Annotated in this window: 12 protein-coding genes; 10 read left to right on the top strand and 2 right to left on the bottom strand. The window is 44.3% G+C overall.

What is annotated here, in order from left to right; genetic code table 11:
- Window positions 1–1,073: 1,073 nt before the first annotated feature.
- Window positions 1,074–2,909, top strand: a complete 1,836-nt coding sequence (locus MHB85_RS22370) for a copper amine oxidase N-terminal domain-containing protein (protein ID WP_341073709.1) — start codon at window positions 1,074–1,076, stop codon at window positions 2,907–2,909.
- Between the two features lie 136 nt (window positions 2,910–3,045).
- Here the strand turns inward: MHB85_RS22370 and MHB85_RS22365 are convergent, their stop codons facing one another.
- Window positions 3,046–3,348 (bottom strand): hypothetical protein, encoded by a 303-nt coding sequence (locus tag MHB85_RS22365; protein WP_062835531.1) that lies wholly within the window; start codon window positions 3,346–3,348, stop codon window positions 3,046–3,048.
- Window positions 3,349–3,699: 351 nt separating this feature from the next.
- On the opposite strand from MHB85_RS22365, the gene MHB85_RS22360 reads away from it, so the two are divergent.
- The 3 genes from MHB85_RS22360 to holA all read left to right on the top strand — a co-directional run bounded on the left by MHB85_RS22360 (window position 3,700) and on the right by holA (window position 6,800).
- The gene (locus MHB85_RS22360) at window positions 3,700–4,248 is read left to right on the top strand and encodes an RNA polymerase sigma factor (RefSeq protein ID WP_017687205.1); all 549 of its coding nucleotides are present in this window, start codon (window positions 3,700–3,702) and stop codon (window positions 4,246–4,248) included.
- Complete coding sequence (locus MHB85_RS22355) at window positions 4,245–5,528, top strand: anti-sigma factor family protein (RefSeq protein WP_341073707.1); 1,284 nt, start codon at window positions 4,245–4,247, stop codon at window positions 5,526–5,528. Before MHB85_RS22360 ends, MHB85_RS22355 begins: the two co-directional genes overlap by 4 nt.
- Before the next feature lie 255 nt (window positions 5,529–5,783).
- Window positions 5,784–6,800, top strand: a complete 1,017-nt coding sequence (holA, locus tag MHB85_RS22350) for a DNA polymerase III subunit delta (protein WP_036668560.1) — start codon at window positions 5,784–5,786, stop codon at window positions 6,798–6,800.
- A gap of 188 nt (window positions 6,801–6,988) precedes the next feature.
- Here holA and rpsT read toward each other — a convergent pair whose 3' ends face one another.
- The gene (gene rpsT, locus MHB85_RS22345) at window positions 6,989–7,261 is read right to left on the bottom strand and encodes a 30S ribosomal protein S20 (RefSeq protein ID WP_024628504.1); all 273 of its coding nucleotides are present in this window, start codon (window positions 7,259–7,261) and stop codon (window positions 6,989–6,991) included.
- A gap of 175 nt (window positions 7,262–7,436) precedes the next feature.
- Between rpsT and gpr the strand changes: the two genes are divergently transcribed.
- The 6 genes from gpr (at window position 7,437) to MHB85_RS22315 (ending at window position 14,245) form a co-directional block, all read left to right on the top strand.
- Window positions 7,437–8,438, top strand: a complete 1,002-nt coding sequence (gene gpr / locus MHB85_RS22340; RefSeq protein ID WP_091013937.1) for a GPR endopeptidase — start codon at window positions 7,437–7,439, stop codon at window positions 8,436–8,438.
- Between the two features lie 145 nt (window positions 8,439–8,583).
- A complete protein-coding gene (locus tag MHB85_RS22335; RefSeq protein WP_091013939.1) occupies window positions 8,584–9,879 on the top strand; it encodes a stage II sporulation protein P in 1,296 nt (431 codons plus the stop codon).
- Window positions 9,880–9,932: 53 nt separating this feature from the next.
- Window positions 9,933–10,292 carry a hypothetical protein gene (locus tag MHB85_RS22330; RefSeq protein ID WP_091013942.1) on the top strand — a complete coding sequence of 120 codons (360 nt, stop codon included), beginning with the start codon at window positions 9,933–9,935 and terminating at the stop codon, window positions 10,290–10,292.
- A 145-nt stretch (window positions 10,293–10,437) separates the two neighbouring features.
- A complete protein-coding gene (lepA, locus tag MHB85_RS22325; RefSeq protein WP_036615097.1) occupies window positions 10,438–12,252 on the top strand; it encodes a translation elongation factor 4 in 1,815 nt (604 codons plus the stop codon).
- A 219-nt stretch (window positions 12,253–12,471) separates the two neighbouring features.
- Window positions 12,472–13,656 carry a radical SAM family heme chaperone HemW gene (gene hemW / locus MHB85_RS22320; RefSeq protein WP_091013944.1) on the top strand — a complete coding sequence of 395 codons (1,185 nt, stop codon included), beginning with the start codon at window positions 12,472–12,474 and terminating at the stop codon, window positions 13,654–13,656.
- Between the two features lie 118 nt (window positions 13,657–13,774).
- Window positions 13,775–14,245 carry an N-acetyltransferase gene (locus tag MHB85_RS22315; protein WP_017687214.1) on the top strand — a complete coding sequence of 157 codons (471 nt, stop codon included), beginning with the start codon at window positions 13,775–13,777 and terminating at the stop codon, window positions 14,243–14,245.
- Window positions 14,246–14,247: the final 2 nt, after the last annotated feature.

Raw genomic sequence — 14,247 nt, 5'->3', positions numbered from 1 at the left:
AAATTGATACCCGAATGAATAATAGTAAGTATTCTCTAATCTTTCATCTATAGGGACATAGTGATATATCCCCATTGCAAGTGAAATGAACACTGCAGTTAGTACAGCTGCAAGTATTTTTCCGCGCGGCCTATTGATTCTATGGGTTTTTGTCATTCGTATATTGACCTCCATCTTGAATAACTATATTCAACAACTGATAGACTTAGGGACTTACTATATTTTAGCATACACAGGCTGAGAAAGAATGAGTGAGGGATATTGAGAAAGTAGTACTTGGTTAATCAATAACAGAAAGAAGTCGTTCCGTTGCGAACGACTTCTTTCTGAATTTCATGATAATAACACATTTCAATCTTTATGCGTTATGAGGATAGTTTGGCTGTCAGTTAGTATAGTTGACTAGGGAGGAACTACTCTCACTCTCTTGCTTTTGAGATACTAATCGGCAAGCTAATTATAGTTGCACTGAATAAGTTTAGTATATGATCAATTTGATCCCAACTTTTATGCCAGATTATCATATTAAATGCAATCAATAACACACTACTGAGTAGAAAGAATCCCAAGAAGTATTTGAAAAATATGATTAGATTCATTTAATCTCCCGCATATCCATTTATAGTTTTGTTACGGTTGCACGCTCTATTTAGTTTGTAATATATTTTCTATTTTAGATTATTAAATGCAATCATTTGTATTTGGTTTGTTGGATTTATGTAAAAATATGGCATTAGTTGTGTTTGTTATTAGTGTTCAGTAATTTTTGTTGCAGGATTATGGTTATTTTTACCGAATAATAGTTAGGCCCACCTTCGAGTAGGGATAGAGATACTTAGTGATCGTAGCACTAGCACTATACATAATAATGAGGGGATCAAGAAAATGGAACTTGTAGAAATGACACAAAGTAAAAGGAACTGTAATGCAACTCAGAAGTTTAGAGTGAAATGGATTAGAAAAGCGATAGCCCAATCAGTTTTCTATTTTGTGTCCATACTCCACTTATGATCCCTTTAGACCAAAGTGTACCATCGTCCAGCAAATAGTCATTCCGGTCAAGAACTGAAGTGATGGAGTTACCCGATCCAGATGATGCCAAAGCGGAGGACTGTCCTGCGATCAAACCGATAACTAAAAATCCAATCCATGGTATTTCAAAATCTGACAACCATTTCATCTTTGGGTGGACTGCCGATGGCCAAGTGATTCGGTGGGATAAGGACAATGCGCATAAACCAGTAACGAAACAATTCAATGGTGTGATTAAGGTATATGGCCATGGATGGGTTCAGCTTCAGGATGGAAACCTTTATAATTTTGATGATCAGGCTAAGGTTTTGGAATCGATTATCGATGCGGATTCTTATCGGGATAGTTCTGGGAGAGATTCTTCTTATACTGCATTATCTTCATCAGGAGATATATATTATGACAAATACAACAAAATACGTAAAGCTGGAAATGTACCTGATGGTAAAGCAATTGCAACAAATGGTGTTTACGCAGCAGTGCTAAAAAATGATGGCTCGGTAGTGATCGTAAGTATGCTATATGAGGATGACTACATCACGGTTGCAAATAATGTGCAATCTTTGATTTGGTGGGGGAGTACGCATAAACTGCTCACGGTGAAACAGGATGGAACCGTCTGGAGCTACGATCGAACTGCCAAATATAAGGGTGAGCAACTGCCGGGTTTAAGTAACGTATCGCGGATGGTGTATGCGCCTAATCTGGATGAACTATATGCACAGTTACAGGATGGATCATGGGCTACATATGATAATGGAAAGTTAGCTCCTCTATCAGCTCCTGCGTTAAATCAAGTGACACTTGCGGCATCTTCCAAGGACGCTAATATTGGGGATACGATTACCCTTACCGTTCAGGAGAATTATAGTAATGGATTCAAAAACAAACGTGCGCCATTGCCTGAAGAAATTATAGTGGAGCAGCCCCAAGTTGCACAGATTCAGGCAGGAGCCAAACTGAAGGTTACGGGCATGGGAACAACCAAAGTGACTTTGAAGATAGGAGATTTGGCTTCAAGTCTTCAACTGAACGTTGATTCAGAGCAAAAGTTATCAGGCGCCACATTGCTGGATGGAAATGTATACTTGCCAGTACAGTCGGTGTTCAAAACATTGGGAGCCACAATTGATGTGAAGGGCTCATCTTTTGAAATTCAATTTGGAGATGACAGTATTACTTTGCAAAAGGGAAGTGCTGTTGCGCGATTAAACAACAAAGAGCTGAAGTTGAAAGGGAAAGTACAAACCATTGGAGGACAAACTGTATTTCCTGCGGACTTGTTAAGACAGGCTGCGGGTATTCAGGTTCGATGGGATGCTGAGCTAAAGCAGGCCAAGGTGCTGGTTGGGAATTCTTCTATCCTGGTGGAATCGAAGGATACACTTGCACTGATTAAGAAAAAAGAGTTGGGGAATCTTGCTCGCTTCATTGGCAAGTCTTACTGGATCAACAGTGATACGAGTTTAGGGCAACGTTTCAGTAAAGTGACCGTATCAGATATCAAAATTGAGAAGATTAAATACGCTGATCGAAGTTACTCTATTGTCTTCCGTAATGCAAAAGGGAAAACCGTTTCCGCTTACGCAGGAGGTACACCTTCCAGTGTGACGGAGATGCTTGCCGATTCCAACCAATTCTTCTCTTCTGATCCGTATAAGAAATACAATTGGTCCAAGTCCACTTGGAATAAAATCATTGCTGGAGAGGTAGCTCTAGGAATGAACATAACTCAGGTGCGCCTTGCATGGGGAGATCCATCGAACATTACGTATGAAACGAGTTCAAAAGGCAAAATCGAAGTTTGGGTGTATGGCAGCTCAGCAGGCATAAGAGCTTTAGGGTTTCTCAATGGCAAACTGATGGCGATTTACTGATGAATATACCAATTCATCACTTCATTTGATTGCAGGTTACAGCACAGCACAAAAAAAGCCCGCTTTCCGTTACACTCCACGAGGGAGAATATCGGAAAACGGGCCATTTTTTCAAATTGTAGAAGAGATATAAGAACTATTCAACGCCGTCCTTAAAGTGTTTGTTCCAGTGTTTATCTCCCTTGTGCAACAGATCTTCTACCGTTTTCTCAAGAGTCATCAACAGCTGTGCTCTGACATCAAGTACGGTTTCTCTGTACAAGCGTTCTTCCGATCCAACGATTTTATCGCCGTATAATGCCTGTGCAGCTACGTACTTCCGATGTTCCTCGACCAGAGTATCAATGGACTCCAATGCATGTTCCACAAAGTGGGAAATACTTTGGTATTCTTTGGGCATTTGTTCTTTTAAAGCTTGAATTTTCGCAAGAGCTGGCATGCTCATCACCTCGTGTTTATGAATGTAAATTTACAATACACTATTTTCATGAAAATTGCATTAAAATCAGCTTAAATTTGGACAAATTTCGACTTTTTTTATTTTAGGAACCAAAAAAGTGCTTATCTATAATGTATGCCATTGCATTTGAATTGAGTCGTGTAAGTAATGGAATCGTTTTTGGATACGTTTGGTGACTCGTTATGCAATTTCTGTTATTCTAAGAGAAGATTTCAGCGGCCCTAATACATACGCCGTTATTTTGTTATGGCAAATTAAAAAAATACTTAACTTTGCAACAATTTTATTGATGATCACGTCTGTAAGGTTGCAGGGAGAGGGGGATCCTTTGTGGTAGAGCCGGAACTCATCAGAGCCGCTCAATCGGGCGATCGCGACGCTCTAATTACCCTATTGCGGGAGATTGAACAACATGTCTATCGGACCGCATATTACATTTTAAATAATGAACAGGACGCTTTGGATGCTGCTCAGGAAGCGTTGATCCGAATTTACACCAAAATCAATTCATACGAAGAAAAGGCCCAATTCAAAACATGGGTACAACGCATCGTCACGAACATCTGTATTGATAAATTCAGAAGAACCAAGCCGTCCGTCTCCATTGACGAACATGACATGGTTTTTCAGGATAATCAGGATGTGGAGTACGAGGTCATGTCTACATATGTGGCCCAGGACATTCAGGATGCGATCAACAAGCTTCCCGAGCACCATCGTACCGTTATTGTTCTAAGATATTTGCAGGACTTATCCTACAATGAAATTGCGGATTGTCTCGATCTTCCGTTGAATACGGTGAAATCTTATTTATTTAGAGCCAGACAGCAGTTACAGAATCTACTACAGGAATATCAGAAAGGTGGTGTGACAGGATGAAATGCGAAGAGGTGGTGGAATGGATGCACCGCTATCTGGATCATGATCTGGGCGAGGCGGAAACCGCGCAGATGCTACAGCATGTGGCAAAGTGTCCGGAGTGCGCCGAGAATTTTAGTTTACTCAGAGCTCTTTCCAGAGAACTGGAAGAATTACCGCAAGTAAGCCCGAAATTTAGTCTGGTTGATGCGATTATGCCACAACTTGATGCCATTGACGAAGCGCGGAAGGAACAAAGTAGCACCATACAGGAAATGAATCCTGTCCCCGCTACATTTGAGAATTTACAACGTTCAAGTGAGCGGAAAACGAAGCAAAAATGGCTTAACTCGATGGCGGGACGTATGTCCATGGGTGCAGCGGCTGCGGCAGTTATATTGGGATTCGCCATCTGGGGGAATCCGCCTGAACAGATTGAGAATGCCGATTCCATGCTAATGAGCTCTGGAGCTTCTCAAGAGGGCGGCAATTTGGATGAGAATTCATTAAGCAAGAATATTGAAAATTATGATCCTGCCCCTTCGTCCCAACCAAGCAGCAATGATGTGTTTGTGGATCAATCGAATGTTTCACCAACTAAACCAGATAACCAAGACGTAGAAACAATTCCTGAAGAGAACGGTGGAGATGGGGTACAGGAGCCTGAAGTTCAGTCAGATCCGACACCTAAACAACCGGCTACAGAATCAACGCCTGCTCCGAATAAAGGGCCGCAGGATAATTCGTCCAGAACTCCTTGGACGGATAATCAGAATAATCAGGTTCAGAACCAAGATTCTGAGCAGAGAATTCAGGGATCAGGAGATTCTCCTAAATCTTCTGCAGATGGCGAAGAGAATGGAATAACAGAAACGGAAAATGGAGATGCGCAATCCTTCACTTCTCAGGATACAACACCTAATATGACTGAAGATGTTCCGGTTGAAGGTAACACTGTACCTGATTCAAGTGCAGGTGCAGACGCTTCTGGAGGAAACAAAGGTTTTGCAGCAGGACAGGATCAGGAAATGACAACAACGGCAGCACCAAAAGAATGGAAATCCCCTGACGGCTCTTATGTAGTTATGCTTATTGGTGATCAAATCAGCATATACTCCAAACCTGCGAGCGAACCGGATGTTCTAAATTTGGTTGAACAACGCAGTATAGATGGGACACTGAAGTCAGCGAGTTGGTCGAAGGATGGTACCCTATTTAATTACGAAACGGACAAGGACGGAACAACGGCGAAGAACTCGTTTAATGTGCCTGCTGTTTCAGGTGGAGCTTCTTCGAAATAATTAAAATTGGGGAGTGCGCTCCTCTCAACGAAAGAACATTTTCAGTATGACAAGCATATAGTGGAGTAACAAAACGTCCTATCTCAGTTCAAACAACTGACGTCGTATGACCGCGCTCCGGCTTTTTCTAGAACTGCTGGTGTCTGCGTTTATATAGATGTAGGACAGGGGACCTTCATCCATAACTGGATGTAAGGTCCCTTTGTTGTCTTGCATGTTTTCTGGTAGGATAAGAGGGATAAGGAGGCGCCGTGAATGGATGTAAAAAGTGCAACAAAGGCAATACGTAATGGAGAAACGGCACCGATCTATGTGCTGTACGGAACGGAGAAGTACCAGATACAGCAATTTACGGATATGTTAAAAGAGCAGGTTATTGAAGAAGAACATCGTGATTTTGCGATTATTCCATATGATTTGTCTGAAACGGCTGTGGAGGTCGTTATTGAAGAAGCGGAGACTGTACCTTTTCTGGTTCCACGCAAATTAATTATTGTAAGGGATGCGAGCCTGTTCACCGCAGGTAAAGAATCCAAGATTGAACATCAGGTTGATCGTCTGCTTACATATATGGAAAATCCGGCAGATTACAGTACGATTGTTTTCCTGGCCCAAGGGGATAAGCTGGATGAGCGTAAGAAACTGGTGAAAGCTGTCAAGAAACAGGCAGTCGTTCTTGCTTTTGCTCCACTCAGTGGAGAAGAGTTATTGAATTGGATAGTGAAACTGGCGAAGCAGCGGGATGTTTCCTTGGAGACGGGAGCGGCGGAAACGTTGATCAGCTATGCAGGAACAGGTCTTCAGACCCTGTCTGCTGAAGTAGATAAGTTATGTTTGTTTGCGGGTAATGGGGGGACAATCAAGCGTGCTGATATCGAGTCACTGGTTGCCCGCAGTACAGAGCAGAATGTATTTTCACTAGTGGAGGAACTCGCAAATTTGCGACTGGAGAAAGCATTGGCTCTTTTCTATGAGTTGCTGAAGCAGCGGGAAGAACCGATTAAAATTGCGGCTTTAATCGCTCGTCAGTTTCGGATCATGATCCAGGTGAAAGAGTTGGGACAACAAAGTTACTCCCAGCAGCAGATTGCCAGTCAGCTAGGTCTGCATCCGTATGCTGTTAAGATTGCAGGTGAGCAAGCCCGCAAATTTCAGCCGGAACGTCTGAGAATGATTCTGAGTCACCTCAGCGAGCTGGATTACCAGATGAAAACAGGAGCGGTGGATAAAGTGCTTGGTCTGGAGCTGTTCTTATTGAGACTTGGTGCATGAATGGATAAGTAACCGTAATAGATTACTAGTGTGAATAACAAACAAAGCGACCTTTGCTCCATGATGGTTAGATCATCGGAATAAAGGTCGCTTTGTCTGTGTCTTATACTTATCGAATCAGATACTAAAAAATCCTGAAAGCCTATGCTGTTCAGGATTTTTCCATTGGATCGTATAAGTAACGCTTCTTACGCTTGTGCGGAAAGAGCGTTCAGTTTTTTCGCCAAGCGAGACTTTTTGCGTGCTGCAGCATTTTTATGAACCAGACCTTTAGTTACAGCCTTGTCCAGCTTTTTGGAAGCAGCTTGAATCGCAGCTTTTGCAGTATCAACTTCGTTACTTACCAGAGCAGCATCAGCAGCTTTAACAGCTGTACGGAGTGCAGACTTCTGGGAAGCGTTGAGTGCGCGGCGCTTGTCGCTCGTTTTTACGCGTTTAACAGCGGATTTGATGTTTGGCATTACATTCACCTCCTGTAAGGCATTTGCATGAATACAAACGTTTCACAACTTAAAATATTCTATCACGCTAGCATGTAAAATGCAACAGATATTCCTACGATGTTCGACATGCTGTATAAAGAAACCCTTTTTCCCACACAATATGCTCAAATGCGGTAAGGGAGGCAGGGACAGAATGACACTGGATTTGCAAAACTATACAGTTCGTACCGATTTGGCGATCGACTCCAAGGAAATGGCGCAAGGTGGACAGAAACAGACGATTCCCGGACTGCGGGAAGATGTGGAGAAAAAAGAGGGCATTACGATTACACGTATTGATGTCCTGACTGAAGAAGCAGCCACGGCCATTGGTCGGGTGAAAGGTCACTATGTCACCTTGGAAGTACCTTCCCTCCGGAATGGTGATACCGAGTTACAGGAGCGAGTTGCTGCCGAGTTCACACGTGAAATGGAAGATTTTATGGTTAAGGCCGGAATCAACAAAACATCCAAGGTCTTGATTGTTGGCCTGGGCAACTTAAATGTCACCCCGGATTCACTCGGTCCACTTGTTGTGGAAAATCTGATGGTAACCCGTCAGTATTTCGAATTGGTGCCAGATCAGGTAGCGCCAGGGTATCGGGAAGTCAGCGCGATTGCTCCCGGCGTGTTAGGAACAACAGGCATTGAATCCAGTGACATCGTACAGGGAATTGTAGACCGGACCAAGCCGGATGCCATTATTGCGATTGATGCCTTGGCCTCCCGTTCCTTGGAACGTGTAAATACAACGATTCAGGTAGCGGACATTGGTATTCATCCTGGTTCCGGTATTGGAAACAAACGGCGTGGCCTGACCCGTGAGATATTAGGTGTGCCTTGCATCGCCATCGGAGTACCAACCGTATGTTATGCGTCCACCATTGTGAACAATGTGATTGAGATGATGCGCTCACACTTCCGCCAGGAAACGGATCAGACCAAACAGATCATGGGTATGCTGGACGACATCGGTGAGCAAGATCGCTTGAGTCTGGTCAAAGAGGTACTGGAGCCACTGGGTCATGACCTCATTGTTACCCCAAAGGAAATCGATGAGTTTATTGAGGGAATTGCCAATGTTATCGCTACAGGACTTAACGCCGCACTCCATGATGCCGTGAATCCGGATAACGTAGCCGCCTATACACATTAAAACTAAAACTGCTGAGAAGAAGGTCCGAATCTATCGGACTTTCTTTTTTTTGTTTCTGGAATCTTTCATTTTCCTGTTCTATCAATTTGGGCGGGCTCATAGAGTTGAAGTATAAGAGTTGTCCAGCAGGGAAGGAGACAGCAGAATGAACAAGATATTGGCCTGGAATATTGGGAAGTGGAAAAAAAGATGTCTGCACGTGCTGGCCATGGGCCGTACGTTGTTGTTGCTTATGATCATATCTGCCTTGTTTTTTGTCGTACTGGGTCTGGGGGGGATGGCAGAGAAACGCTTGAATAATTCCCCCGTTTCTTCCATGAAAGGATTTGCGAGTGCCGTATCAAGCCGCTTTTTTGTCGATATGCTCGGTATGGAGATGCCCCATCTCACCCAGAAGGAACAGACCTCTGCCATATCCGGTGAGAATCTCACCTCTTTTGTTTTCCAATTACTAACAAATGTAAATCCTCAAGATCCGAAGAGCCTGATTGCGAGAGAAATGCCGGGCATGGGTTCCAACCAACCTGTTCTGCTCCGTCCTGGATCTGGTAACGAAAAAGCCGAGGCTCCCGAAGATTATCAGCCAGGTCCCGGTCTTACGGATACGGCTTCTGCAGGTGGAGGAAAACCCGGTAGTGAGCTGCATGTTCCACCAGGTCAGGACAATACGGATCCACCTGAGTCGAGTGAGCCTGGAGATGGACAAGGTAAAGAGGATCCCCCAGCGAAGAATGGTGAGAAAGACAATTCAGGCTCACCGACAACAGGTAAAAAGTCAATTCTTATCTATCATTCCCATCCACGTGAAGGCTACAATCCACTACTAGGTACAAAAAGTGATAATCCATCATCAGGCAAATCAACAGGCAATGTGTTTCAAGTGGGAACCTACCTCTCAGACAGTCTGAAGAAGCTGGGAATCGGCGTAGAACACGCCAAGGATGATTACCCCACTAAAGTTAAGGACTACAACTGGAACTATTCCTATAAATACTCCCGTCAAACGGTAAAAGCGGCACTCGCTCAAAATGATGATCTGACGTATCTCATAGACATTCATCGCGATTCACAGCGTCATGGCAAAACAACAACCACTATTAATGACTTGGGCTACGCCAAAGTATATTTCATTATTGGACATGAAAATCCAAATTGGCGGCAGAATGAAGCCTTTGCAGCGAAAATTCATAAGAAACTGGAATCGAAGTATCCTGGGGTATCCCGTGGTGTGTGGGGCAAAGATGGCGGAGGAGCCAACAATGGAGAGTATAACCAAACCCTTTCACCAAATAGCATTTTGATTGAGATTGGTGGCATCGACAACACAGGAGCTGAGCTCCAACGGACATCGAAGATTCTAGCAGACATGATTGCCCAAGTGTATTGGGAAGATCAGAAGGTGGACAAAGCCAGTGCCAAAACTTCGTCGCAGGGTGGATAGGAACCATATATGTAAGAAAGAAAAATAGTAGAGCGTGACAGGAGGCAATGTACATGTCCAGATTCGGTAAAAGACTGTTATCCATCGCTGTATTAATGTTGCTGGGTATTCTGTTTGGAATGCAGCTGGCTGGCAGCAACTTTCATATGGGCAATCCATCAGGAGGCACGTCAACCGTTGTGACAACTGAGCCAACTTCATCGGTGACCGAATCTGTTCCGACTGCACCTGTCCAAAAGGAAATTAAAGAACCACCATTTGTACCTGTTCAGTCACCAAGCCAAGTGCTTGGGGCAGATCAAAATAAGGCTCCGGTTGATGTGTTGGCAGACAAAACGGCTGGACTATTGCAAAATCTCTCACACAGTGGAATCAAGTGGGTGGTCTCTCTTTTTAGCGGTGTTGCTGAATAAAATACCATAATTTCAAGGTACAATATAACCTCTGGGAGTGCATGATGACACTTTATTATAAAGTTGAGACATCACGGGATTGATGCACTGTGCTTCAACTGTTATAATGAAGTGATTGACACTAGGCTGTTTCTGGGGGTAAGGAATGACTGACATTCGGGCAAGACAACGTAAAATTCGTAACTTTTCTATTATTGCACATATAGATCACGGCAAATCAACACTTGCGGACCGGATCTTGGAGCACACAGGTGCGCTCACTTCACGTGAAATGCAGGAACAAGTTCTGGATAAAATGGACCTTGAACGTGAACGTGGAATAACGATCAAGCTACAAGCAGTAGCCTTGACTTACAAAGCGGATGATGGTGAAGAGTATTTATTGAATCTGATTGATACACCGGGACACGTAGACTTCACGTATGAAGTATCACGCAGTCTTGCTGCATGTGAAGGTGCTCTGCTGGTTGTGGATGCGGCTCAGGGAATTGAAGCCCAAACACTTGCCAACGTGTATCTGGCATTGGATAACAATCTTGAAATTTTACCGGTTATCAACAAAATTGACCTTCCGAGCGCTGATCCTGAACGGGTGAAGCAGGAAGTGGAAGATGTTATTGGTTTGGACACAAGTAATGCGGTTTTGGCTTCGGCCAAATCAGGAATCGGAATCAAAGAAATTTTGGAACAAGTGGTGAAAAGTGTTCCGGCACCGACTGGTGATCCTGACCAGCCTTTGAAAGCGCTGATTTTTGACTCGCACTACGACCCGTACAAAGGTGTAATCGTATATGTGCGTGTTGTTGACGGCAAAATCAAATCCGGTTCCAAAATCAAAATGATGGCAACAGGTAAATCATTTGAAGTCATTGAAGTTGGAGCGTTCAAACCTCGCATGACCATCGTGGACGAGCTGAACGTGGGTGATGTTGGATTTATCGTTGCAGGTATCCGGCATGTTGGCGATACACAAGTCGGGGATACGGTAACGGATGCCAAAAATCCAACACCGGAACCTTTGCCGGGTTATCGTAAAATTAACCCAATGGTGTATTGTGGTCTCTATCCGATCGAAACATCGGACTATGTTGATCTGCGTGAAGCGTTGGAGAAATTGCAGTTGAACGATGCGTCTCTAAGCTTTGAACCGGAAACATCCAGTGCTCTCGGTTTTGGATTCCGTTGCGGATTCCTTGGACTGCTTCACATGGACGTGATCCAGGAGCGGATCGAGCGGGAGTTTAACATTCCGTTGATCACAACGGCACCAAGTGTAATCTATCACGTCACCTTAACAAATGGTGAAGTGATGAAAATCGACAACCCATCCAACTATCCTGAGGTGGGACGGATTGATTACGTCGAGGAACCATACGTCAAGGCAGATATTATCGTGCCGAATGATTATGTAGGTACCATTATGGAGCTGTGTCAGACTAAACGCGGTGAATATGTAAATATGGAATATCTGGACACAACCCGGGTTACCATTACCTATGAGATTCCGTTGTCAGAGATTGTATATGACTTCTTCGACCAGTTGAAATCCGGTACCAAAGGATATGCATCCCTGGATTATGAACTGTCCGGTTACCGTCAGTCCAATCTGGCGAAAATGGATATTGTACTGAATGGCGAACAGGTGGATGCTCTGTCCTTCATCGTTCACCGTGACCGTGCCTATAATCGCGGACGCATTGTCTGTGAGAAACTGCGCGAGCTGATTCCACGGCAAATGTTCGAGGTGCCAATTCAGGCATCTGTAGGTACCAAGGTTGTTGCTCGTGAGACGGTAAAAGCAATGCGTAAAAACGTACTTGCCAAGTGTTATGGTGGTGACATCTCGCGGAAACGGAAACTGCTTGAGAAGCAGAAGGAAGGTAAGAAGCGGATGAAGCAGGTTGGTAACGTTGAGGTGCCGCAAGAGGCATTCATGGCGGTACTAAAAATTGATGATTAGGACGTTTGCTTGCAAACGTCACGTGAATCCATTTGGTACATCAATAAATTGCGTATAAATGGATAAACGAAAGTTTGTCTCGGGTACAGCACAGAATGTGTGTATTCAAATTAGATTAGGACGTTTGCTTGCAACATGGTTACAACACAGAATATTAAATAACTAAGCTGAAAGGGAAGCCGGATGGCTTTCCTTTTTTCAAATAGAGGGGGACTTGCCATGACATTGGCAGCACACAGCCGGAAGACAGGTGCGCCCCAAGCGGTGTATCTTCACATTCCCTTTTGCACGAATAAATGTTTTTATTGCGACTTTAACTCCTACGTTCTGAAAGATCAGCCCGTGATGCAATATCTCGAAGCGCTGGAACGGGAGATGGAACATACAGTCAAGGCCAATCCACCGGGTGAGATCAAGACCATATTTGTAGGTGGGGGTACGCCAACGGCTTTGAAACCGGATGAGATGGCCGTATTTCTTCGTTCCGTGAAGACGTATTTCCCCAATTGGGCGGACGATATTGAATTTTCGATGGAAGCCAACCCGGGAACAACAGATGCGGAGAAACTCGCTGCAATGAAAGAAGGCGGCGTCAACCGTGTCAGCTTTGGCGTGCAGGCTTTTCAGAATGATCTGCTGACAGGCATTGGCCGTATTCATAATACGGATGATGTATATCGGAGTCTGGAGAACGCTCGAAAAGCGGGACTGACTAATCTGTCCATTGACCTGATGTTCGGGTTGCCGAACCAGACTGTAGAGATGTTGAATGAAAGTATCGACAAAGCGCTGGAACTGGATCTGCCGCATTACTCCATTTACAGCCTGAAAGTGGAAGAGAATACCCTTTTCCATACACTGTATCAGAAGAACCAGTTACCACTTCCTCATGAAGATGATGAACTGGAGATGTATCTTCTATTAATGAGACGTATGAAAGAAGCAGGTTATGGACAATACGAGATCAGTAACTTTGCCAAGCCGGGCTTTGAGAGTCGTCACAATATTACCTACTGGCGTAATGAGGACTACTACGGTTTGGGTGCAGGTGCACATGGATATGTGGGCCGCGAACGGCATATGAATATTAAAGGTATAAATCCTTATGTTGAAGCTTCACGTGCAGGGCTGCCTCGTCTGGATCATTTTGAGATTGCTCGCCCGGAAGCTATGGAAGATTATCTGATGGTTGGACTGCGAATGTTGGAGGGAGCTTCGGCCTCACGCTTTAGCGAACAGTTCGGAGAGTCCATGGAAGAAGTGTTTGCGAAGCCTTTGGGCAAAATGTTGAACGCAGGGTTGCTTGAGCGGACGGCAGACGGCTTCCGACTGAGCGAGCAGGGTATCCTGTTCGGAAATGACGTTTTTGCGGAGTTTATCGGGTCCATATCGCTGAATTCATAGCTTGAAATTCTATACGCTCTGTTGTATATTTATTCATATTGATTTTACAGAGCGTGTTAATTTAACAACTACGAAGTCAGCTTTCCTCTGGAAAGCTTGGTAATAGGAGGAGAGCAGGATGTCGGTAATATGCAGAAAAGCTGTGCCGGAAGATGTTGAACCACTGTATGAAATGATTAAGGGCTATGCAGAGCGTGGGATCATGCTTCCGCGATCACGGGAAATACTGCACCGACAGCTGGAGCACTTTGTTGTAGCCGAAGTTGATGGTGAAGTGGTGGGTTGCGGATCACTTTGTCGTCTTGGGAATGATTTGGTAGAAGTCAGGTCACTCGGTATCTCGGAAGGACACAAAGGGCTCGGTATTGGCTCCCGATTGCTGGACCGACTGGTAGAAGAAGCAGAGAAACAACAGATTCCTAAGGTGATGGCGTTGACATATGAAGTATCCTTCTTCCTCAAAAACGGCTTTGCCGTGGTGGAAAAAGAGATTTTCCCCGAGAAAGTATGGACTGACTGTGTTCATTGCAGCAAGCAGGATTGTTGTGACGAGATCGCGGTATTAAAAGAGCTTAACGTTTCAGCCTAATA

The sequence above is a fragment of the Paenibacillus sp. FSL K6-4396 genome (assembly GCF_038002525.1).
GTDB lineage: Bacteria > Bacillota > Bacilli > Paenibacillales > Paenibacillaceae > Paenibacillus > Paenibacillus amylolyticus_B.
Note: the sequence above shows the minus strand (reverse complement) of the source record. Positions and strands in the feature narration are given on the sequence as shown.

What these genes read in the sequence shown, in the direction of transcription:
- MHB85_RS22370 (WP_341073709.1), top strand. Translation starts at nt 1,074, where the DNA reads ATGGAGTTACCCGATCCAGATGATGCCAAAGCGGAGGACTGTCCTGCG.
- MHB85_RS22365 (WP_062835531.1), bottom strand. Translation starts at nt 3,348, where the DNA reads ATGCCAGCTCTTGCGAAAATTCAAGCTTTAAAAGAACAAATGCCCAAA.
- MHB85_RS22355 (WP_341073707.1), top strand. Translation starts at nt 4,245, where the DNA reads ATGAAATGCGAAGAGGTGGTGGAATGGATGCACCGCTATCTGGATCAT.
- holA (WP_036668560.1), top strand. Translation starts at nt 5,784, where the DNA reads ATGGATGTAAAAAGTGCAACAAAGGCAATACGTAATGGAGAAACGGCA.
- rpsT (WP_024628504.1), bottom strand. Translation starts at nt 7,261, where the DNA reads ATGCCAAACATCAAATCCGCTGTTAAACGCGTAAAAACGAGCGACAAG.
- gpr (WP_091013937.1), top strand. Translation starts at nt 7,437, where the DNA reads ATGACACTGGATTTGCAAAACTATACAGTTCGTACCGATTTGGCGATC.
- MHB85_RS22335 (WP_091013939.1), top strand. Translation starts at nt 8,584, where the DNA reads ATGAACAAGATATTGGCCTGGAATATTGGGAAGTGGAAAAAAAGATGT.
- MHB85_RS22330 (WP_091013942.1), top strand. Translation starts at nt 9,933, where the DNA reads ATGTCCAGATTCGGTAAAAGACTGTTATCCATCGCTGTATTAATGTTG.
- lepA (WP_036615097.1), top strand. Translation starts at nt 10,438, where the DNA reads ATGACTGACATTCGGGCAAGACAACGTAAAATTCGTAACTTTTCTATT.
- hemW (WP_091013944.1), top strand. Translation starts at nt 12,472, where the DNA reads ATGACATTGGCAGCACACAGCCGGAAGACAGGTGCGCCCCAAGCGGTG.
- MHB85_RS22315 (WP_017687214.1), top strand. Translation starts at nt 13,775, where the DNA reads ATGTCGGTAATATGCAGAAAAGCTGTGCCGGAAGATGTTGAACCACTG.